Origin of the sequence: Acetobacter vaccinii, from assembly GCF_008365315.1 — a bacterium.
GTDB lineage: Bacteria > Pseudomonadota > Alphaproteobacteria > Acetobacterales > Acetobacteraceae > Acetobacter > Acetobacter vaccinii.
On sequence record NZ_CP043506.1, the window covers coordinates 2,527,114 to 2,548,132 of the forward strand.

The following is a 21,019-nucleotide window of genomic DNA, read 5'->3' on the forward strand; positions in this document are numbered from 1 at the left end:
TTCAGGCAGATGGCTGCCGTCGCAGCAAGTAAATATCCATAATCCATCCATGCTGGGCCCGAGCGTCTGCCCGCGTGGTTATAATCCGTTGCCCAACCTGTTCCAGCGGACCCGACAACAGGATTTGCTCGGCCATACCAACATAAGCCCCCCAGTAAATTGTCACGTTTTTTGTGTCGATCTGCTGGAACGAGCATTCACCATCGAGCATGACCACGACCGTGTCCGCACCCTGTGGCCAACCATGGTCCCGCAACTGTCGGCCTGTGGTGACAACAAATGGAGCTCCGATGTCATTAAGCGCAATCGTATGTGCGGCGGCCAGCATGTTCAAAGACATGATGCCAGGAACACTCCGCACCGCCCGAGGTGGTGGGGAAAGGCGCGATGCAATGCGCAGAGTGCTGTCATACAACGCGGGATCTCCCCAAACCAACAAGGCGACTATGCAGTCTTGCTGGCTATGCTGGGTAAGATGCGTGGTAATTGTCTCCTGCCATATTTGGGCTATTGCCTCATGCCAGTTGTCCACCCCCTTGTGATAGTCTGGGTGTGTGGCGTCCCGACGTGGCATGTCGAATGTCACCATACGAGTGGCGGAATTGGTCACAACCTGAGCACAAATTGTATGCCGCAATTCGGCTAGGTCAGCTTTCTGGGTCCCTTTGCTCGGTATCAGAATCAAATCTGCCGCATTGAGCTCACGAATAGCCTGAAGAGTCAGATGCTCAGGATTACCGGTACCAATGCCGACAAGCACCAGAGTAATCATGCCGTGGCCGGAAAACGAGGGGCCGTGCCAACTGGCCGAAACCTCCGATCATAATCCCCGGCGTAAAGGCGGCTCTCCTCAAATTCAGTCGTGCTGATCGCCCGCCCTACTAGAATAAGCGCCGTACGTTCCATCTCCGTTGCAAGGGTGGATGCAAGCGTTTCCAACGTTGCCCGCACAATACGCTCATCCGGCCAGCTTGCCCGCCATACGACTGCGACAGGGCAGTCAGGGCCGTAATGGGGTGTCAATTCCGCCAGGACACGGTCCAGCACATGGACCGACAGGTGGATTGCCAGTGTCGCTCCTGTTGCCGCAAAGGCCGCAAGTGTTTCTCCTGGTGGCATGGTGCTGGCCCGCCCACTCGTACGCGTCAGCACAACCGACTGAGCAACACCCGGCAGGGTCAGCTCTACCTCCAATGCCGCAGCCGCGGCGGCAAACGAGGGCACCCCTGGGGTCACATCATAGGGAATATCCAAGGCACGTAAGCGGCGAAGTTGCTCGCCCATGGCAGACCATACAGAAAGGTCGCCCGAATGGAGGCGGGCTATCTCCAGCCCCGCCTGATGTGCTGACACAATTTCGGCCATAATATCGTCAAGCGACAAAGGAGCCGTATTGATGATCCGCGCCCCCGGTGGACAATGGTCAAGCAATGCAGCAGGCACCAGAGACCCCGCGTACAGGCAGACTGGGCTTGAAGCAATCAGATCACGACCGCGCAGGGTAATCAGGTCTGGCGCGCCCGGTCCTGCACCGATGAAGTGAACTGTCATCTTTTCTCTCCTTCTGTCGCGGGGCTACAGGCTATTGCAGCAACAGCCATTCCATCAGCAGAACATGCACGAGGCGCAAGCAAGCGGGCATTGGGGCCCGCAGCGACAAGGGCAAGTGCTTCGGCAACACTTCCCGTACCAAAACGGGCCACGATGCGCTCTGACTGGGTAAAGGTATCGATACCGGCCAAGGACTGTGCCGTAAGCGCCTGAATAGGAAGCCCCATCTCTTCCGCCAGAGCCCGCAATGCTGGTGCCTTGGCTTTGTGCGCAAGGGCCGCTACCGCATGCAGCCCACAACTACCCCCGGCAGCAGCCAGTGCGCTACGCAATGACGCAATGCTGGCGGCGTGCCGGAAGCCAAAGCCCACGACCATCACCGCGTCACACTCCATTGCATAATAGGCCGGGACGGGCGCCAGCCACGCATTGCCCCTAACGGGGCTGCGCTTGCCAGTTCGATGCGGAGCAGCTCGCCCCCTTTCTGTCCATGCCACAAGGTAAGCAAAGCATCAGTTTCCAGCGTGACACTGTTTGCGACCAGTCGGGTAGAAGCGGCAAGAATGCTCCATAATTGTTCCAACAGGAGTGTATTAGCACCCCCACCGATAAAAACAGCGTCTGGTGCAGGCAAACCCGACAGCACTGCCGAGGCCTCTCCTTCCACCACATTCAGCAGATGGCTCACCCCCAGTGCAGAGGCATTGGCCCGGGCCATGGCAGCACGGTCGGCACGGACCTCCACAGCAATGGCCCGCCCACCAGCTAGACACCATTCAACGGCAATAGACCCAGACCCGGCACCAATATCCCACAATACTTCCTGCGGTCGCGGCGCCAGCGCGGACAGGGTGAGGGCACGGATGGGGCGTTTAGTAATCTGCCCTTCGTGCATAAACGTCTCATCGGGCAGACCCGTAACACAGGCAAGTCCAGGTGGCCCGACCATAGCAAGGCCGACAGCCACTGGTGCCACAATATCAGCAAGAGAGAACTCTACTGCACGCGACACACGGACCCGCTCATGCACCCCGCCTAAAGCTTCCATGACGTGCAGGAGGGAGGCTCCAAACCCCCGCATGGCCAGCCACTGCGCCAGAGCCCCCACAGCCGCCCCATCCCGCAGCAGGCAAATGGCCTGTCCATGATTGTGCAATACAGGTACCAGACGTTCAAACGGAGCGGCATGGAGCCCCAGACAGTTCACCCGTTCCAGCGGCCATCCCAACCGACTAGCCACGATTGAAAAAGTTGATGGTGCAGGGTGGGCAATCCATTCGTCTGGGGCAAGTCTGGCAGCCAGGCTGGTACCCCCGCCAAACCAGAACGGATCACCCGAGACCACGGCAACTACGCGCCGCCCCCGCTCTGCCAGAACAGGGTCAACCGAGAATGGGACAGGCCATGCCCGCCCTCTATCCCCCGCATTGACCAAGGCAAGATGACGCGGGCCACCAAAAATAACCTCGGCCTGCGCCAGTTCAGCATGGCGTGCAGCCGACAAACCTGCCATGCCGTCTTCACCAATGCCGATGATGACAAGCCAGGGGTCAGCCATGACACGCATCCTTTTGCTGGGAGGCACCACAGAAGCCAGTCAGATGGCGCGCATACTGGCCGAAAGCGGGATTGATGCCATCTTTTCCTACGCAGGCCGCACTACGGCACCGTCCTCTCAACCGCTTCCCATGCGTATTGGCGGTTTTGGAGGGGTAGACGGGCTTGTCAGCTATCTGCGCACGGCTGGTATTACGCATGTCATTGATGCCACCCACCCTTTTGCCGCGCAGATAAGCTGTAACGCCCTGACTGCGTGCCGCAGTACTGGCGTGCCTCTGATTGCTTTTGAACGCAAACCATGGACGCCTGAAGACGGGGACAACTGGCATATGGTAGCCGATACGGCTGCTGCCGTGGCCAGCCTGCCAAACACACCGGCAAGAGTTTTCCTGGCAATTGGCAAGCAATTGCTGCGCGCTTTCGCGGCTTGCCCGCAGCATCATTATCTGCTCAGGCTGGTTGATCCCCCCACCGGACCTTTGCCAGTGCCCCGTTGCACTGTGGTGGTCGCACGCGGCCCTTTTACACAGACAGGCGATCGGGCTCTGATGCTGGCACATGGCATCACCCATATCGTAGCCAAGAACGCCGGAGGGGAGGGAGCACGCGCCAAGCTGGATGCTGCACGCGCTCTCGGCCTGCCTGTCATTATGATCGACCGGCCCACCATCCCACCTCGAGCCATTGCCCATACGGCTGATGCCGTGCTGACCTGGTTGGCAGGACAGGGCTATCATACAGCCCGCCGAGGCGTGTAAACATACCGACCGACCTGCCGTGTCGCGGCATTGCCGAGCAGGACAACAGTACGCATATCCGCCATTTCAGGGCGGGCTTCCCCCAGTGTTGTCACAACAATCCGCTCGGCCGATGTCGTGACAGCATGGGCGAAGATAATTAACCGTTCTGGACCGCACTCCTCTCGCAAGATGTCCAGTGCTCGCGCAAACTGGTGAGGCCGGCTGGCTGATCGGGGGTTATAAAACGCCATGGCAAAGTCAGCCTGCGCGGCAAGACGCAGGCGTCGTTCGACAATACCCCAGGGTTTGAGATTATCGGACAGGTTAATAGCACAAAAGTCATGCCCCAGTGGCGCACCAACACGGGCAGCAGCCGCTAACATGGCTGTAATACCGGGGAGCACACGGACATCCACACCAGTCAGGTGCGGGGTGTTCTCCATAGCTTCGAACACAGCCGATGCCATGGCAAATACCCCAGGGTCACCAGAGGAAACCACCACGACCCTGCGCCCTGCGGCTGCCATTTCCAACGCATGAGTTGCACGGGCCAGTTCCACACGATTGTCCGTCGCATGCAGTGTCAACCCCGGACGGGCAGGAATACGCGCTACGTAGGGAATATAACCGACCACATCAGTTGCCACCGCCAGAGCCTGGGTGACCTCGGGAGTGATGACGGTCTCATTCCCTGGCCCCAAGCCTGCCACTACCAGTGTACCCGTCATAAGCAGGGCTCCACAGTAGCTTCAGGGCGGCGACCATGCCCATGCACGAGTACTATCGCAAAATATGGGCATTCAGCGTCTTGTGTATCCACCAGGCGACTTACCTGCTGACCCGGCATGGTCCCTCGCTCAACCAGCCATGCTGCCTCCAGCCGTCCTGCGGCAGCAAGGGCGCTACGTATTTTTGGCAGGTTTCGACCCGTTTTCATGACAACAAGAGCATCAGCCACGCGCATATGCCTTACCAGTTCTGCCTCTGACATTGTGCCGGTCAGAACTGTCAAGACATCATCCCCCCAGGTGATAGGCAACCCCGTGGCAGTCCAGCAGCCAACCATGCCGGGAATACCAGGAACGACCTCCACAGCCACCCGGCCCTGAAGGCGGATATGCAGATGCATAAAGGAGCCATAGAAAAATGGGTCTCCCTCGCACAACACGACAACATCCTGTGTTTGCGCCAGCTCCACGAGCCGATTGGTCCAGTCGTCGTAAAATGTTGCCAGCGTATTGCGATAAGCTAGGCTATCCACCGGCAGTTCGGTGGTAACCGGGTATTCCATGGCGTGCTCAACCACGTCCGACGCAAGCAGACCCGAGACAATGCGCCGAGCCTCCCCAGTACGACCAGCCTTGCGGAAATAGGCTACGTGCCGGGCATTACGGATCAGCCGGTCTGCACGCACACTCAACAGATCAGGGTCGCCAGGACCCAGGCCAGTGCAAATAATCCTGCCAGAGGAGGGGGAATGGAGCACGTTCCTATTCCACCCTGCTTGCCAAGGCATTGACAGCCGCAACCGTTATCGCAGAACCACCCAACCGCCCTTTCACACTCAGTGCAGGAGCCGGAGGGGCTGCCATCAAAGCATCCTTTGATTCAGCCGCTCCAACAAACCCAACGGGGCAGCCAATAATCGCCGCAGGCCGTGGGCATGCAGGGTCTTCCAGCATGTTGAGCAAATGAAAGAGAGCAGTAGGAGCATTGCCAATAGCCACCACCGCACCGGATAGATAGGGTCGCCATAACTCCAGCGCTACTGCCGAGCGCGTGTTGCCCGCCTGGCGCGCCAGATCAGGCACTTCTGGCGCATGTAACGTACAGATAACAGCATTGTCGGCCGGGAGACGCGCCCGGGTAATACCTTCACTCACCATCCGGGCATCACACAGGATCGGTGCTCCAGCTTCCAACGCGGTACGTGCGGCGGCCACCATACCGAAGGTAAAGACAATATGATGCTCAAGCCCCACCATACCGGCTGCATGTATCATTCTGACAGCCACATTTTCCTCATCCGGGGTAAAACGCGCAAGATCGGCTTCTGCCCGAATAATCGCAAAGGACCGCTGATAGATCGCGCTGCCGTCAGTTTCATAACAATGAGGCATCAAGGCCCTCCAAGAGTATTTCAGGTGTGGCCATAAGGTGCTCAGCCGTTACATGGCGATTGTTTGCCGCTGTAGCAGGACCATTGTGGATCAGGTCAAAGCCGCTTGCTTGCGCCACCAGTGTCAGTGGTGTTGCTCCCGGATGGGCGCAGCTTTTTGCGCAGCCGCTGACATGCAGCACCGCATTGACCGGCACCTGCGGAGCCAGATGGCGCGCAAGAGCACGCGTGGGCTGCAAACCCTGCACACAGGCTGGCGCACCGGGGCATGCCACAACACGCAGGAGCGGGTCTTCCGGTTGGGTCAATACATGTTCAATCGCAGGAATATCTGCCAGTCCTTCAACCAAGAGCATACGCCACGGCGTAACGCGTAATGGCCCAATCCCTGCCAGAACTGCAAGTGTGTGGGCTTGCATCTGGCCAAAGGCAAAGCCCACCATCATACTTGCGACCGTCCGGCCGGGACGGGGAGGGGGCAGTGCATCTGCTGCTACAGCACTTTGCATGCTAAAAACGGAGGGAGGAACAGCCCCTTCTGACAGGCGCGCTGCCATACGGCCCTGCCTGCCGCCTGCCAGAAACCAACGGGCAAGATCAAGTGCAGTGCTGGCCATGGTCTCCGGCGTGACCAGCGCGCCATGGCTGGCCCCATCAGCCCGGCAGAGTAGCTGCCCATTGCTCGTACGTTCAATTCTGATATCGGCAGATATACTCCGCAGGACGGGGGCAGGGCCTGTGTCAATGGCAAAGCCGAATTTGGAAGGCATGGTACCTTCCCAGCACTGTAACGCTCTTGCCAGATTATGGGCCAGTTCCAACGTGCCATCACCCTCCAGCCAATATGGGGTGGTCACAATATTCCGCTTGGCTTCAGCCTCTGGCGTAGGGTCAATAAGCCCTAACTCTGAAAGCTCTGCCATCAGGGGCTCGTACGTGTGATCCTGAACACCACGGAGTTGAATGTTGGCACGGGTGGACAGGTCTATCAGCCCGTTGCCATATCGCCCAGCCAGACGGGCAACCCCAGCCGCCTGAGCTTGGGTCAACCGCCCCGCAGGTGGGCGCACCCGCACCAACATGCCATCACCCGATGCCATTGGCCGCAGGGCCCCTGGGCACCATCCCTTAACCACTGGCGCAGTCATGGAGTGTCCCACAAGCTGGCGGCAATGGCATTCCGGCGTGTTACCCACAAGCCTGCACGGTCCAATGCGCGAAAACGCTCACGCAAGGCGGCAAGAGCCGCAGGGTTTTCACGCTCCATAAATGCCACCAGATCATCACGACCGAGGGTGGCGTTGTAGTAAATATCGAACAAATGGGCGGGCACATCCCGCGTCAACTGGGCAAATGCCGCCAGGTTATCCAGTGTCGCGGTGATTTCCGCTGCACCACGAAAACCATGCCGCATCATACCATTAGCCCATTCTGGATTGCCCGCACGAGCGCGGACCACGCGGGCAATCTCTTCAGATACAGTACGGGCACGAGGCGCCTGCGGACGGGTTGCATCAAGGTGGTAGAGCGTTGGTGCCACACCGCCAATACGCGCAAGGGCCGCAGCAGGACCAGCCTCATGCGCCGCGTAATCAGCCGCAAGAAGCAGGTCGGTCTCGGGAAGGTCCTGCACATGCACGACACTGTCTGTCATCCGCAGGCGAGCTTCCAACGCCGCACGATCCTGCCTGCTTTCTCCCTTTGCACTGATAACCCACTCGGAAGCACTCAGCCACGCCTCTCCGGCTTTATCACGCCCCTGGTCGCTATAATCTTCCAACGCTGTGCCCATGCCCACTCCATAATAACCAGGCTTGGGACCAAAAACACGGGGCCCTCGCACGGTATAGGGGTTTTCCTCCACAGGTTCACGCCGGTCAGCCAGTGCCGTGGCTGCGGCTTCAAACATCTGCGCAAGCCCTGGGAAAACATCACGGAACAGGCCCGATACACGCAATGTCACATCAATACGGGGGCGCCCTAAAAGAGCTGGGGGCAGAATTTCAAAACCACAGACCCGCTCTGTTCCGCAATCCCACTGCGGAGCAAGGCCAGCCAGATGCAGGGCCATGGCAAACTCCTCCCCAGCCGTGCGCATGGTGGCTGAACCCCATAAATCCACCACCAAACCACGCGGCCAGTCGCCATGGTCCTGTAGATGGCGGCGCAAGAGTTCCTCAGCCAGACGCACGCCCTGGCCATGTGCGACGCGGCTGGGCACCATACGTGGATCAACCGCATAGAGATTCCGCCCTGTGGGCAGCACATCAGCACGGCCACGCAATGGGGAGCCTGCAGGACCGGGGGGAACACGGCGGCCGGATAGGGCTTGCAGCAGGCCTTCTCTCTCGCCTACGCCTGCACCATAAATATGCAGACCATCACCAAACTGGCTTTCCTTGATATCGCAGACAAAGCGATCAATCCGTACAATAGCCTCGGCAGCACTGGCATCAGGCGGAATACCCATATCCTGCTCAACCCCAGTGGCCTGCGCTTCTGCTCTGATCGTATTTATCAGCCGGTTACGGCGGGCAGGATCAAGACCATCTGCTGTGGAATATTCATCCAGCAGGCGCTCCAGCCGCAGCATCTCGTCCTGTATAGCACTCCCACGCTGTGGGGGAGGCAGATGACCTAGTGTTACTGCCCCAATCCTGCGCTTGGCCTGTGCGGCTTCCCCTGGGTCATTGACAATAAACGGGTAGATAACCGGCAGGCTACCCAGCAATGCTTCTGGCCAGCAGGTCGAGGACAACGCTACGGACTTGCCCGGCAGCCATTCCAACGTGCCGTGGGCACCTACATGCACCAGTGCCTGTATCGCCTGCTCTCTCAACCACAGGTAAAACGCAACATACCCATGGCAGGGGGTGCGGGTCAGGTCATGGTAATCCCCCTCACGCGCAAGAGCTTCCCCTCGTTCCGGCTGCAAGGCCACCAGCATGTGACCCCGCCAGATGGCCGCGAAGTGAAATGCGCCATGCTGCACGGCGGGATCGTTTGCTGGGTCCCCCCATGTTTCATGCAGTGTCTGCTGTAATTCGGGCGGCAGTGCGCCAAGGGCCGTCTGATAGGCGGGCAGAGACCAGCTTTGCCGTGTTGTCAGCAATGCCTCGGCCAAGGAGGATTGTGACCGAGCGCTCTTATATCCCGCCTGCTCAAGAGCACTCAGAATAGCCTCAGCCGAACCAAGAGCATCCAGACCCACGGCATGAGCCATCTGATCAGGCCGACCAGGATAGCTGGAGAGAATAAAGGCCAGCTTTCGCTCTGCGGGCGGAGTAACACTCAGGCGATGCCATGCGGCCACACGGTCGGCCACAGCGGCAATACGCTCAGGGTGGGGACAATGCACCATGCGTGCAAACTGCAACTGAGGGTCCCAAATCTGCGCCGCTTTAAAACTGACAACACCCGCAAAAACTCGCCCATCCACTTCCGGCAAGACAACATGCATGGCCAGATCCGCCGGAGACAAACCTCGTTCCGCCTCAGCCCAGGTAGTTTCTGACGCTGTGGAAAGAGCGACCTGAAACACAGAACAATCAGTGATATCAAGAGGGGAGAGACCATCATCCCCTCGGGCAGAAAAGGCCGTGGCATTGATAATGGCAGCCACATTAGCGCCCGATAGCTCCTGCCTGACCCAGCAAACCGCATTGGGGGCCTTGAGCGAGGGCACGAACAGGCCCACAGCCCGAAAACCTCGGGCACGCATGGCATGGATCAACGCGTCAATCGGTGCAGTATCTGCCGCAGCCAGATAGGAGCGGTAGAAAGTAACAACGGCTAACGGCCCATGACCTGATGGCACAGTTGCAACAACCCCGATATCAGGATCGTACCAGCCGCAGTCCGGCAGAACAGTAGCATCTGCAACAGAGGGTGCCGACACCCCTGATGCCTGAGCTAATTGAGCCAAAGCAACCTGTGCCGCCGCGACCCCGCCACTGTCACACAAGACTGACAAGCTCTGGAGCGTAGCCGGTGGCACGGTGGAGAGTGCTTCCAGCCGAGGGTCCTGCTGCCCATCGGCTGGGAGCACGGCCAAGGCCAGCCCTTTCTCCCGCGCCAGACACTCAACCTGCGCAAGCCCATAAGACCAGTAACCAGTCCCGCCGATCAGCCGGATCAGAATGCCTTTTGCCTGGGCCAAGGTTGTTTCAACATAAGTGTCGATCGACAGTGGGTGGCGTAAGGCTGCAAGGTTAGCAAGCCGCAAGCTGGGCAATGCACCCCCGGCGGCGTGCCATGCTGCTGCAAACGCCCCTAAATCACTGTCGGAAAAGGACAGAACAACCAGATCGGCCGGGCTCTGTCCTAGATCGATCGGGGTTTCCGTCTCTTCCAGACCATGACTTTCGCGGAAGAGCACATGCATAAGAGCTTATTCCTTTGGGGCAGGCTGGCCTGTCAACACGAAGCGGATGGCACGTTCATCCACATGATCGTGCTCAGCAATGACAACCAAACGGGTCTGGCGGGGCAACTCCCCCCAAGGGCGATCATACTGGGTCCGCACGCGCTCCCCCACAGCTTGCAACAGCATCCGCATAGGCTTTCCTGCAATAGCAACATAGCCTTTTACACGCAGAATATGCTGCTCGCGCGCAAGAGTACGTACAGCCTGCACCAATGTATCCGGGTCGGTCACTTCTGGCAGATCGATGACAACACTTTCAAAGTCTTCATGCTCATGATCATCATGACCATCGTGATGCGATGGCCGCGCAGCAAGGTCGTCTTCCACCGCTGCTCCAAGCCCCAGAACAATCTGCGGATCAATCGCCCCGTCACGTACAGCCACGATAGGCAAGGGGCGGGGAGCAAGCTCTGCAATGACTGCACGCGCACGCTCCAGACATGCAGCATCCACCAGATCAGCCTTGGTCAGAAGCACGATATCCGCACAGGCAAGCTGGTCCTCAAAAACTTCAGCAAGAGGGGTATCATGATCCAGGCTGTCATCAGCCAGCCTCTGGGCATCTACTGCCGCAATGTCAGGTGCAAAACGCCCTGCGGCAACGGCTTCTGCATCAGCTAGAGTGATGACACCATCTACGGTAATGCGGGAGCGAATACCCGGCCAGTCAAATGCCTTGAGCAGAGGCTTGGGCAGAGCCAGACCTGACGTTTCAATCAGAATATGGTCAGGTTGCTGTGGCAGCGCCATCAACCGCTCGACTGTCGGAATAAAATCATCCGCGACCGTACAGCAGATACACCCGTTGGCGAGTTCGATAATGTTTTCAGCCGGACAATTTTCATCGGCACAGGATTTAAGAATGTCGCCATCCACTCCCAATGTACCAAATTCATTAACAAGCACGGCCAGACGGCGACCTTGTGGAGCGCTCATCAAATGGCGGATCAGGGTCGTCTTGCCTGCACCGAGAAAGCCCGTAACAACAGTGACGGGAATTTTTGTAAGGCTGGTTCCCGCCTGACGGGACAGAGTTGTTTCAATCATGTTCAACGCTCCTGCGGGGGAAGGCGAGCAAGGCTCTGCTTGCGGAAAATCAAAGGGCGCTCACGCCACGGCACAAGCCCATCTGACGTAGCCGCATAGGCCGCAGCCCCTGCGAGAATATCGTTGGCGTCATCCTGACTGAGCCGCCCGTACACATAGCTCCAACACGCAGGAGCGCTCAGGGCTACCACACACCCATTGCTACACGCGGACAAACACTCCACAGGAGCAATGGTAAGGCCTGGAGGCCGTGGGCTTTCTAGCAATGCAGTATAAAGGCGGGCACCAGCCACAGGCTGCCCATCCACGACGGGCTGACCTGCACGGCAGGTTGTACAGACAAAAAGCGTCGCGTTCATGGCTCAACCCTGTTCATAGTCAGGGTATGTACGGCCAAACTCCTGCTGCCGCCATCAGGCAATCACAGAGTATTTAGCCGGTTACAGCACACCCCGGCTGCCCGTTTCATCCGTTTGCTGGCAGGTCTCCCGGCTCCCGGATTCAGGGTTTCCCCAATGATCACCCGCCCTTCCCAACATGACGTCAGTGGCACCAGGTGATCTTTCCGGTAACGGTCGCGGGGGCGGCTGTGCCTGAGCCTGCCTTGCGAGCAGGCCTGTCACATTCCCTCTTAGCCTCTCCATAAAGTCTCTTCACAGAGCGGAACCAACACCTCTTGCTGTTGGGGCAAGGCTTTGCACATGTCAAGTTTTCGCCGTCACTTGCAAACATTGCAGCCTGAAATTTCGGAGAAAAATATAGGAACATCTATTTGATATTATTGTAAAATAAGACAAAAAGTGGGTTTTGGAACCCTCTGAAAAACACTCATTCACGAACACTAGCCCGTTACACATCCGATATAATGCACCCGGGAGCTTGATTAAAATTAATGAACGCATAAAATACTCCCTACCAGTATAATGAGGCGAGTCCAATGCCACACACACCAGCAGAAAAAAAACGGGCTCTTGCCAGAGTACGACGCATCCGTGGGCAGCTGGACGCTCTGGAAAGTGCGTTGGAGCAAGGTGTAGAGTGTGGTCCTGTTTTACAGCAGCTTGCTGCGGTAAGAGGGGCAGTCAACGGCCTGATGTCGAGTGTCTTGGAAAGTCATCTACGCGAAGAGTTTTCTTCGCCGCCTCATCCAGATGCACCGGAGCAAAGAAATATCGACGATATCATATCGTTGATGCGCTCCTATTTTCGTTGAAACAAAATCCAACAAAAAATCATGATTATACAAAGGGCTAACAAGCTATGAAATCACGTGCGGCCGTTGCTTTTGAAGCAAACAAACCTCTCGAAATTGTCGAAATCGATGTTGCGCCTCCTCGCGCTGGGGAAGTGCTTGTCAAAATTACACACACGGGTGTGTGCCATACGGACTCCTTCACTTTGTCAGGCGAAGATCCTGAAGGGCTTTTTCCTGCCATTCTTGGGCATGAAGGGGCCGGGATTGTTGTCGAGGTGGGAGAGGGCGTCACGAGCGTAAAGCCAGGTGACAGCGTCATTCCACTCTACACAGCAGAGTGTGGCGAGTGTCTTTTCTGCAAATCTGGAAAAACCAACCTTTGCGTTTCCGTTCGTGCAACGCAGGGCAAAGGTGTCATGCCAGATGGGACGAGCCGCTTTTCATACCAGGGCAAGCCTATCTTCCATTATATGGGATGCTCCACGTTCAGCGAATATACGGTCGTAGCTGAAGTCTCGCTGGCAAAAATAAATCCTCAAGCCAACCCTGGCCATGTTTGCCTGCTCGGATGCGGGGTTACGACAGGTATCGGAGCCGTTCACAATACTGCAAAAGTTCAACCAGGCGATACTGTCGCAGTATTCGGCCTTGGAGGAATTGGTTTGGCCGTTATTCAGGGCGCGCGCCAGGCAAAAGCAGGACGCATTTTTGCGATCGACACTAATCCTGAAAAATTTGAGCTTGCGAAAGTCTTTGGAGCAACTGATTTTCTGAACCCAAAAGATTATGACAAACCCATTCAACAGGTTTTGGTGGAAATGACTGGGTGGGGCATTGATCATACCTTTGAATGTATTGGCAACGTCAATGTCATGCGTGCCGCGCTGGAAAGTGCTCATCGTGGATGGGGGCAGTCTATTGTTATCGGCGTTGCTGGGGCAGGGCAGGAAATCTCAACCCGTCCATTTCAACTCGTGACCGGACGTGTCTGGAAAGGCTCTGCATTTGGAGGAGTGAAAGGCCGCAGCCAACTCCCCGCAATGGTAGAACAGGCGATGCAGGGAGATATACAACTCGAGCCTTTTGTGACACACACCATGCCGCTCGAAGATATCAATACCGCATTTGATCTTATGCATGAAGGTAAATCCATTAGATCTGTTATCCATTATTGATATTTTTATTAAATAGAATGTAATAAGTTAAAAAACTATCGAGAGGGTTTTTTTAAACCCTCTCTTTTATTTCTCTCTCTATGACTTCATTTCCCCTGATATCAATTTAGGGCTTCTGTCTGAAGTCCATTAGTATCTCAAATATCGAGAAACACTTGGCCCGCCTGATCGAGCCAGAGATTTCTCCAAACCTCTGATTTTTGAGCTACTCAGAGCTATCCAGATAAAAACCGTCGGCAGGTCATATGATCCGATGTCAAACGCAGCACAATCTATCTGATGAACACAGGCGGAGAAGTTCAATCAACGATCACCTAATTTTGTGCCTCAAGCCTCGAAATACCTTAGGAAGAAATCATTCATGAAACCCTGATCGTCAGGAGGAGTGAAATCATAACACAGGAGCTTGAGAGGCCTCTCATGCCTGATATGTTGCCACTTTACAAAAAACATTGACATAAAAAATTAACTATATTTAATTAAAATTCAAGCTCTCTCTATTGAAACATAACTTGGCCAACAATCATGTGTGATCATTCGGTGTCTCTTATCCCCGATACTCTGCAAAAGCTATTTGATAACTCATCAATAGCTCTATCTTTGGCTGATGCTGGGCAAGATAAGCCGCTAATCGCAATCAATACCCCATTTTGTAATCTTACTGGTTATACAAAAAACGAAATTATTGGTCGGAATTGCCGCTTCTTACAAAAAAATGCCGACAATACAATCGCCCGAAAAGAACTTCGTGAATTTCTTGACAATAAAGGTGATCTAAGCATCCGAAAGGCACTTATAAATTTCAAATCTGATGGAACTCCCTTTATTAATCTTCTTTATATGTCTCGCTTATGTGACAGCAAAGGGAATACGCGTTTTATTTTGGCATCACAATTCGAAATTAGCAATTCATACCCAGAGACGTTTGCTCATTATGGCATAGAGCTTCAAAGCACCGTTCAAAAAATCACCCCCGCTGTCGCTCAAGCTGGCATAATATTAGAAGGTTCAATAAGAGCAATTGCAAATTCAACTAGTATGATTGCTCAAGCAAAGCTAACCCTTGAGGAATTGAAAAATTCTGGGCCTGTATTTTAATGGAATATGAAAACAATAACGTGATTATGCATAATGACTCTTTTAACATTGTTGCCATAGGTGCATCAGCTGGAGGGCTAGAAGCCCTTCGCGATATGCTAGCCGTCGCCAAACCCCCAACCAACCTTGCCTTCGTTATAATACAGCACCTTGATCCAACGCATGAAAGCATGCTCGCCCAGCTTCTCAACCGCACCACTGCATTAGACGTTTTGCAATGTGAAGGTGGAGAAGATATTCGAACTGACCACGTTTATATTATTCCACCGGGAAAAGGACTTGCCATTGATAATGGCAGGTTAAGACTTACCGACTTTACTCAGCCTCGCGGACTGAGGAAGCCAATTGATGATTTTTTTGCATCGCTGGCTCATGACTGCCAAGGAAATGCCGCGTGTGTCATTTTATCTGGCACAGGAGCAGATGGATCAGTCGGCCTACGTACTATTAAGGAGTATGGCGGCGTTTGTATCGTACAAGATCCTTTAACTGCTCGTTATGATGGCATGCCATTATCTGCGATCAATAGTGGTCTTGTTGACTTCATCAAACATCCCCGCGACATTATCAGCTGTCTAGAAACTTTTTTCCAACGACGAAACCCAGTTTTTAATGAAAACAAATCCTCTCTTATTTCTGATTATGTTGATTCCTTTTGTAGCATTATAAAGAAAAATATTGGCCATGATTTTTCTCATTACAAACGCTCGACTTTTATTCGGCGTATCGAAAGGCGCATGCATATTCTTGATTTAAATATAGTTGAAGATTACCTAGACAAAGTAAGAGAAGATCAAAATGAATGTAATGCCCTCTTTCGTGATCTTTTAATTAACGTTACACGGTTTTTCAGAAACATTGACATGTTTGATATACTTCGCACGAAAGTTATCGAACTGCTTTTACAAGATAAAAGAAGCACCCCTGATATCCGCGTCTGGGTCTCTGGTTGTTCAAGTGGTGAAGAAGCTTATACTATTGCTATGCTTTTCGCGACTGTCGCAAAAAATCTTGGTGTGAACAATACCGTACAGATTTTTGCGACTGATATTGATGAGCAGATGCTACAAATTGCTCGTGAAGCTATTTATCCTATATCATCTTTAACAGACATTCCTAATGAAATTGCAAAAAATTTTATAACAATAAACGGAAATTATTTTACTATATCTAATAAGATTAGGGAGCATGTTCGGTTTTCAAATCATAGTATAATCAGAGACCCACCATTTTCAAAAATTGATTTAATATCCTGCAGAAACCTACTCATTTATTTTGATGATGTCTTGCAGCAACAGGTTATGCCTCTCTTACATTATGCTTTGGCTCCTAAAGGATTTCTTTTTTTAGGGCCATCTGAAACTATTGGAAAGTCTGAGAGTTATTTTTCATCTATCGATCACCATGCTCGCATTTTTCAACATAGCGGTCTGACAACTCGTTATCCATTAAACATGCCAAGCGCACCACAAGCTTTCCCACGGCATCTATCTCAAGGACAAGAAGAGCACAGCAATAGTCATATGCACAAAGACGATGTGGCAATCCAAAAACTTGCAGACCGTTATGCACCTCCTTCTATGGTCGTAAGTGATGATGGCTCTATTCTGGCTGCATATGGGAAGTTAAGTAAATATTTTGATTTTCCTGTAACACGTGAGGGTGGCTCTAGTGCCTTTACCCTAGCACGGCCAGGTCTCCGTAATATTATGGGGTCTCTTCTACGCCAGACACGGCAAAAACAACGGGCTGTAGTAGCTCGCAATATACAGATAGAAGGGGACTATGGTGCTCAACCTACAGAAATCACCTGTGATCCGTTATCAAACAATTCTTTCCTTTTGGTTTTTAAAGATTGTGGCCCCTTTCAAGCTATTGATATTAAAGAATATGAAGAATTTGAGCCTGTTGCAGATCATGTTGATCTACTAGAGGAAGAACTTCGTATAACCCGCCATAAATTACGATCAACTATTGAAGAATTGGAAACCGCGAATGAAGAACTAAAAAGCTCTAATGAAGAAATGATGTCGATGAATGAGGAATTACAATCAACGAATGAAGAGCTTTCCACTGTCAATGATGAGCTAAAAAACAAGGTCGATCAACTTACTATCGCCAATTCTGATGTTAAAAACTTTTTTGATTCAACAGAATTGGCTGTCATGGTTGTTGATAAAGACTTACGTATCCGCAGCTTTACAGACGCCACCACAGCTATTTTCCCACTCAAGAGAAGTGATAAAGGCCGACTTTTATCTGATGTATCTTGCAAACTAAATGACAATAACTATTTGGAAGACGCGCTAAACGTTGCACATAATGGGAAAATAATACAAAGACGATTACATACAAAAGATAAAGAAAAAACATTTTCCATGCGTATACTGCCATATAGAAATAATATGGGAGATATTAGTGGCGCCACAATTGTAATGACTGATATTACTGAGGCCCTCACTTTAGAACATGCTTTGCTTTTTGAACAAGAGCGACTTAAAGTCGCAGTCAGTGCGGGTCAAATTGGAATATGGGAATACTCTTCTATCGGGAATTATTTTAAATTTGACCGCATACATCAATCTATTTTAAATTTAACTAACAGAGATACAATAAAATTTGAAAATTTTTTAGAAATCATTGACACTTCTGATCGCATGAATTGGGAAAATGCTATCGATTTTTCTTTTGATAATAATGAAAAATTAGAAATTTGTTACAAACTATCACTTCCGAATGGTGAGCGAAAAATTTTCAAAAGCTATGCCAATATTTCTTTTAGAGGTGAAAACAAAGTTCTTGTTGGGGCGACAATAGACGTTACACCAGAGTACACACTGGCAGAAGCCCGCTCTGTTCTTCTTCAAGAAATGAATCATAGAGTTAAGAATTTATTTGCAATTATCGCCAGCATGGTCACAATATCAGCTCGCTCTCACTCTGATATTTCTGTTTATGCTCAAAACTTTCGAGACCGTATCGTTGCTTTGGGGCGAGCTCATGCGCTAAGCGTACAATCTGACACGTCCGATGTTATATCATTAAAAACACTGGTCAAAACAATGACCGACTCCCACAATCATGAAAATGGGAAAATTTTCATTAATGGCCCTGATGTATTTTTACATTCCAATGTTTTATCTCCTTTAGCAATGATCTTGCATGAATGGACAACAAATTCTTCTAAATATGGAGTGCTAAGCTGCCTGGAAGGTACGCTGACTATTTCATGGAGGAATGATAGTGAAAATTTAAACCTCACTTGGAGAGAAGTGTGCTCACATCCAATTGAAAAAACTGAAAAAATTGGATTTGGCACTACATTGATCATATCCTCAGCACGCCAGATTAAGGCAAAAATATCAAAGGAAATAAAAGAAAATATTTATATTCTCAAAATTCAAATTCCACTTGAAAATATAGAGAAATAAACAATGATTTTAATTGTCGAAGATGAATTTCTTATCGCTTTAGATATTGAAAATCTTATCATGGATTGTGGATTTTCTGTATATGGTCCTTACGACACAGTGCAATCTGCTTCTGCCGCGATTAATGTGAAAATGCCCTTATGTGCTATTTTAGATGTGCGTCTTCCAGATGGCGATATTTTCCCCGTCGCAGATAAATTATACGAAAAAAATATACCTATCTTTTTTCATTCAGGGCATGCCAATATCATCGACTTACAAAAAAGATACCCAAAATCTAAAGTATGTCAAAAACCAACATCTATCGATGAACTACAGTTTTCTCTTACTGAATGCATGAGGAATATGGAAAATTTCTGATTCTATATGTAACACGATCAGATCGAAAAGCCGTTGATTGAAACGGTTATATCCTGATTAGGGACTCAACTGACAAGCATTGATGGTTTTTTTCCTTACTCTGCCTAAGGCACAGGACTCATAATCAGAAGTTAACAGTTACAACGAGACAGATAGCTGAAAAGAAGGTGGAGGGTTCAAAAAACCCCTTGGCTCTGACCTGTTCTGTGAGATCCCATTTCCCGTGCGTTGATTGGGGGTATGGAAGATGAAGCAGCCGGGTTTCTTTGATGTTGAAGAGCAGCTTGCTCGGCTGAATGAGCTTGGTGATCAGCTCGAAGCATTTTCCCAAACTGTGGATTTTGAGGTGTTCCGCCCTTATTTGGAGTTGGCACTGGCCTATTCGGACGGGAGCAAAGACGGACGACCGCCTTTTGATCCGGTGCTGATGTTCAAGATCTTGGTAATCCAGACGCTGAACAATTTATCTGATGAGCGGACAGAGTATCTGATTAACGACCGCCTGTCGTTCATGTGCTTCCTTGGTCTGGGACTTCAGACCGTGTGTCGGATGCAAAAACGGCCTAGCTGTTTCGTGGGCGCCTGAGCTAGGCGGGTGCCATTGAGAGACTGTTTGAGCGGTTTGACACGACCCTGCGCAACGCCGGTTATCTGCCTATGTCGGGCCAAATCTTGGACGCGACGCCGTTGACTGCTCCAAAGCAGCGCAATACGAACGCCGAGAAAGCGGATCTCCAGGCAGGACAATACCGCAAAGCTGTCGCACAAGGATCATCATGCACGATGGACAACGCAGAGCAAACACCATTCCAAGAACCGTCAATCAGCACGCCAAAAACCAAAAATCATGAGCGCAGCGCATCAACTAACGGTTCTTCGATCTCTCCAGTTTTTTCAATCTCTAAAAATTAAATTTCCCAAAATATTTTTTAACAAATTATGCATGCTTCTTGATTATTGAAAGGAGAAATTTCCTTTCTTTCCTGAGTGTCTGCATATGGATGAAATGACCCTACTTAACGAGGCCGAATTTGCACTCGAACATAGTAATCCTCTTTCTAATAACAACTCTGAGGATTGCAGTGCTGAAAGAACAGGTGAATATCCTTACCTAACTCCAAGTGCAGTGCCTACACAAATAGCAGTTGACGGCATTCGTTTTGATTACAACGATGGAATTCGCATCTCTGTTCCTCGCAAAAATGGGACACAATGGAAAATAACAATAAAAGATGAAAAAACAGGAACAATAGTTTATAGCGCAACTATTGAACATGGCATGGTATGCTCAGTAAAAAAATATTTTGTGCCTTTTTCGCTATCCATTTCAGAAGTTCTTCCCAACGGAAACACTAAGGAAATATACTCCCATCAACATGATTTGTCAGAAGAAAAAACTATTCTTATTCAACTGCCTGTTGGCACATTAGGAGATGTATTAGCTTGGTTCCCCTATGTCGCAAAATTTTCTGAAAAATATCCTTGTCAGATTTATTGCGTGTTATCAGAAAATTTTATTCCACTTTTTGAAAAAACATATCCAAAAATAAAATTCATTACAAAATTACGCGCAGAAAAAGAAAAATTATCTGAAACTGCATATTCTATTTATAATCTGGGTCTTTTTTTTCAAGATGAAAATTGCGATCGACAACCTACAGATTTTAGATTTGTCGGGTTGCATAAAACAGCAGCCTATATTCTTGGCGTTGATCCTGATGAGCAACGGCCAAAGTTGGTATTTGATGAAACCAAAAGACCCATCAAAGAGCCTTATGTCTGCATTGCTGTACAGAGTTCAGCTCAATGCAAATATTGGAATAATCCGCATGGATGGTCGTCTGTTATCAGTTTCCTAAAACAATGTGGCTACCGTGTTATTTGTATAGATCGCGATAAAGTACATGGTGCAGGCCTTGTTTGGAATCATATCCCCTTTGGTGTTGAAGATGAAACCGGTAATCGACCACTTGCAGAACGGGCACAATGGCTCCGGCATGCTGAATTTTTCATCGGGACCAGTTCCGGTCTTGCCTGGCTGGCTTGGGCTGTGCAGTGCAAAGTTGTCATGATTTCTGGATTTACCCACCCCACGAATGAGTTTCATACACCTTGGCGTGTTATCAATTGGCATGCCTGTAATTCCTGCTGGAATGACCCTAAGCACCAATTTGATCATAACAATTTTCTTTGGTGCCCACGTCATGAAGGAACACAGCAGCAATTCGAATGCTCACGCCTTATCTCAAGCGATCAGGTTATCAAAACCATCAAAGATCTGATGAAAGACCTGCCTCCGATCTGACAGGTAAATCAC

General features: G+C 51.3%; 18 protein-coding genes, 1 pseudogene and 1 riboswitch. Of the genes and pseudogenes, 8 read left to right on the forward strand and 11 right to left on the reverse strand.

Annotated features, from left to right (window positions below):
• Position 1: 1 nt before the first annotated feature.
• Genes cobF through cbiE form a run of 4 tightly spaced genes read right to left on the reverse strand, consistent with a single transcriptional unit; the run spans position 2 to position 3,109 of the window.
• On the reverse strand, positions 2-772 hold the full coding sequence (gene cobF / locus FLP30_RS11330) for a precorrin-6A synthase (deacetylating) (RefSeq protein ID WP_149279896.1): 771 nt from the start codon (positions 770-772) through the stop codon (positions 2-4).
• On the reverse strand, positions 769-1,551 hold the full coding sequence (cobM, locus tag FLP30_RS11335; RefSeq protein ID WP_149279897.1) for a precorrin-4 C(11)-methyltransferase: 783 nt from the start codon (positions 1,549-1,551) through the stop codon (positions 769-771). Before cobM ends, cobF begins: the two co-directional genes overlap by 4 nt.
• Complete coding sequence (locus FLP30_RS11340) at positions 1,548-1,946, reverse strand: cobalamin biosynthesis protein (RefSeq protein ID WP_246856518.1); 399 nt, start codon at positions 1,944-1,946, stop codon at positions 1,548-1,550. Before FLP30_RS11340 ends, cobM begins: the two co-directional genes overlap by 4 nt.
• Positions 1,928-3,109: a precorrin-6y C5,15-methyltransferase (decarboxylating) subunit CbiE gene (cbiE, locus tag FLP30_RS11345; RefSeq protein ID WP_149279898.1), complete on the reverse strand. Its 1,182-nt coding sequence runs from the start codon at positions 3,107-3,109 to the stop codon at positions 1,928-1,930. Before cbiE ends, FLP30_RS11340 begins: the two co-directional genes overlap by 19 nt.
• On the opposite strand from cbiE, the gene FLP30_RS11350 reads away from it, so the two are divergent.
• On the forward strand, positions 3,108-3,869 hold the full coding sequence (locus FLP30_RS11350) for a cobalt-precorrin-6A reductase (RefSeq protein WP_149279899.1): 762 nt from the start codon (positions 3,108-3,110) through the stop codon (positions 3,867-3,869). The genes cbiE and FLP30_RS11350 overlap by 2 nt on opposite strands.
• On the opposite strand, the gene cobJ is transcribed toward FLP30_RS11350, so the two are convergent.
• Genes cobJ through FLP30_RS11385 form a run of 7 tightly spaced genes read right to left on the reverse strand, consistent with a single transcriptional unit; the run spans position 3,845 to position 11,802 of the window.
• Positions 3,845-4,579, reverse strand: coding sequence for a precorrin-3B C(17)-methyltransferase (gene cobJ / locus FLP30_RS11355; protein ID WP_149279900.1), 735 nt, complete (start codon positions 4,577-4,579; stop codon positions 3,845-3,847). The genes FLP30_RS11350 and cobJ overlap by 25 nt on opposite strands.
• Positions 4,576-5,337 carry a precorrin-2 C(20)-methyltransferase gene (locus tag FLP30_RS11360; RefSeq protein ID WP_246856519.1) on the reverse strand — a complete coding sequence of 254 codons (762 nt, stop codon included), beginning with the start codon at positions 5,335-5,337 and terminating at the stop codon, positions 4,576-4,578. Before FLP30_RS11360 ends, cobJ begins: the two co-directional genes overlap by 4 nt.
• 4 nt (positions 5,338-5,341) lie before the next feature.
• Entirely contained in the window at positions 5,342-5,971 is a 630-nt protein-coding gene (locus FLP30_RS11365) for a precorrin-8X methylmutase (protein ID WP_149279902.1), read from the reverse strand.
• Positions 5,955-7,070 (reverse strand): precorrin-3B synthase, encoded by a 1,116-nt coding sequence (locus FLP30_RS11370; protein WP_149279903.1) that lies wholly within the window; start codon positions 7,068-7,070, stop codon positions 5,955-5,957. The genes FLP30_RS11365 and FLP30_RS11370 overlap by 17 nt, the downstream gene beginning before the upstream one ends.
• Before the next feature lie 44 nt (positions 7,071-7,114).
• Entirely contained in the window at positions 7,115-10,354 is a 3,240-nt protein-coding gene (cobN, locus tag FLP30_RS11375) for a cobaltochelatase subunit CobN (protein ID WP_149279904.1), read from the reverse strand.
• A gap of 6 nt (positions 10,355-10,360) precedes the next feature.
• Positions 10,361-11,443: a cobalamin biosynthesis protein CobW gene (gene cobW, locus FLP30_RS11380; RefSeq protein ID WP_149279905.1), complete on the reverse strand. Its 1,083-nt coding sequence runs from the start codon at positions 11,441-11,443 to the stop codon at positions 10,361-10,363.
• 2 nt (positions 11,444-11,445) lie between these two features.
• Positions 11,446-11,802, reverse strand: a complete 357-nt coding sequence (locus FLP30_RS11385; protein WP_149279906.1) for a DUF1636 family protein — start codon at positions 11,800-11,802, stop codon at positions 11,446-11,448.
• Between the two features lie 102 nt (positions 11,803-11,904).
• A riboswitch (cobalamin riboswitch) is annotated at positions 11,905-12,129 on the reverse strand.
• Between the two features lie 251 nt (positions 12,130-12,380).
• Here FLP30_RS11385 and frmR point away from each other — a divergent pair.
• The 7 genes and pseudogenes from frmR to FLP30_RS11420 all read left to right on the forward strand — a co-directional run bounded on the left by frmR (position 12,381) and on the right by FLP30_RS11420 (position 21,007).
• Positions 12,381-12,656 (forward strand): formaldehyde-responsive transcriptional repressor FrmR, encoded by a 276-nt coding sequence (gene frmR, locus FLP30_RS11390; RefSeq protein ID WP_149279907.1) that lies wholly within the window; start codon positions 12,381-12,383, stop codon positions 12,654-12,656.
• A gap of 47 nt (positions 12,657-12,703) precedes the next feature.
• On the forward strand, positions 12,704-13,813 hold the full coding sequence (locus FLP30_RS11395) for an S-(hydroxymethyl)glutathione dehydrogenase/class III alcohol dehydrogenase (protein ID WP_149279908.1): 1,110 nt from the start codon (positions 12,704-12,706) through the stop codon (positions 13,811-13,813).
• A gap of 540 nt (positions 13,814-14,353) precedes the next feature.
• Positions 14,354-14,911, forward strand: coding sequence for a PAS domain-containing protein (locus tag FLP30_RS11400; protein ID WP_168200100.1), 558 nt, complete (start codon positions 14,354-14,356; stop codon positions 14,909-14,911).
• Positions 14,911-18,342: a CheR family methyltransferase gene (locus FLP30_RS11405; RefSeq protein WP_210419282.1), complete on the forward strand. Its 3,432-nt coding sequence runs from the start codon at positions 14,911-14,913 to the stop codon at positions 18,340-18,342. Before FLP30_RS11400 ends, FLP30_RS11405 begins: the two co-directional genes overlap by 1 nt.
• Positions 18,343-18,345: 3 nt before the next feature.
• Positions 18,346-18,702 carry a response regulator gene (locus FLP30_RS11410; RefSeq protein ID WP_149279910.1) on the forward strand — a complete coding sequence of 119 codons (357 nt, stop codon included), beginning with the start codon at positions 18,346-18,348 and terminating at the stop codon, positions 18,700-18,702.
• A gap of 247 nt (positions 18,703-18,949) precedes the next feature.
• A pseudogene (locus tag FLP30_RS11415) lies at positions 18,950-19,492 on the forward strand (transposase); the annotation flags it as partial.
• A 207-nt stretch (positions 19,493-19,699) separates the two neighbouring features.
• Entirely contained in the window at positions 19,700-21,007 is a 1,308-nt protein-coding gene (locus FLP30_RS11420; RefSeq protein WP_246856520.1) for an autotransporter strand-loop-strand O-heptosyltransferase, read from the forward strand.
• The last annotated feature ends 12 nt before the right edge of the window (positions 21,008-21,019 follow it).

Coding starts and splice junctions, on each gene's coding strand:
- FLP30_RS11385 (WP_149279906.1), bottom strand. CDS start 11,802: ATGAACGCGACGCTTTTTGTCTGTACAACCTGCCGTGCAGGTCAGCCC.
- FLP30_RS11365 (WP_149279902.1), bottom strand. CDS start 5,971: ATGCCTCATTGTTATGAAACTGACGGCAGCGCGATCTATCAGCGGTCC.
- FLP30_RS11405 (WP_210419282.1), top strand. CDS start 14,911: ATGGAATATGAAAACAATAACGTGATTATGCATAATGACTCTTTTAAC.
- cobJ (WP_149279900.1), bottom strand. CDS start 4,579: ATGACGGGTACACTGGTAGTGGCAGGCTTGGGGCCAGGGAATGAGACC.
- cobF (WP_149279896.1), bottom strand. CDS start 772: ATGATTACTCTGGTGCTTGTCGGCATTGGTACCGGTAATCCTGAGCAT.
- cobM (WP_149279897.1), bottom strand. CDS start 1,551: ATGACAGTTCACTTCATCGGTGCAGGACCGGGCGCGCCAGACCTGATT.
- FLP30_RS11420 (WP_246856520.1), top strand. CDS start 19,700: ATGGATGAAATGACCCTACTTAACGAGGCCGAATTTGCACTCGAACAT.
- FLP30_RS11370 (WP_149279903.1), bottom strand. CDS start 7,070: ATGGCATCGGGTGATGGCATGTTGGTGCGGGTGCGCCCACCTGCGGGG.
- FLP30_RS11395 (WP_149279908.1), top strand. CDS start 12,704: ATGAAATCACGTGCGGCCGTTGCTTTTGAAGCAAACAAACCTCTCGAA.
- FLP30_RS11350 (WP_149279899.1), top strand. CDS start 3,108: ATGACACGCATCCTTTTGCTGGGAGGCACCACAGAAGCCAGTCAGATG.
- cobW (WP_149279905.1), bottom strand. CDS start 11,443: ATGATTGAAACAACTCTGTCCCGTCAGGCGGGAACCAGCCTTACAAAA.
- frmR (WP_149279907.1), top strand. CDS start 12,381: ATGCCACACACACCAGCAGAAAAAAAACGGGCTCTTGCCAGAGTACGA.
- FLP30_RS11340 (WP_246856518.1), bottom strand. CDS start 1,946: ATGGAGTGTGACGCGGTGATGGTCGTGGGCTTTGGCTTCCGGCACGCC.
- FLP30_RS11410 (WP_149279910.1), top strand. CDS start 18,346: ATGATTTTAATTGTCGAAGATGAATTTCTTATCGCTTTAGATATTGAA.
- cbiE (WP_149279898.1), bottom strand. CDS start 3,109: ATGGCTGACCCCTGGCTTGTCATCATCGGCATTGGTGAAGACGGCATG.
- cobN (WP_149279904.1), bottom strand. CDS start 10,354: ATGCATGTGCTCTTCCGCGAAAGTCATGGTCTGGAAGAGACGGAAACC.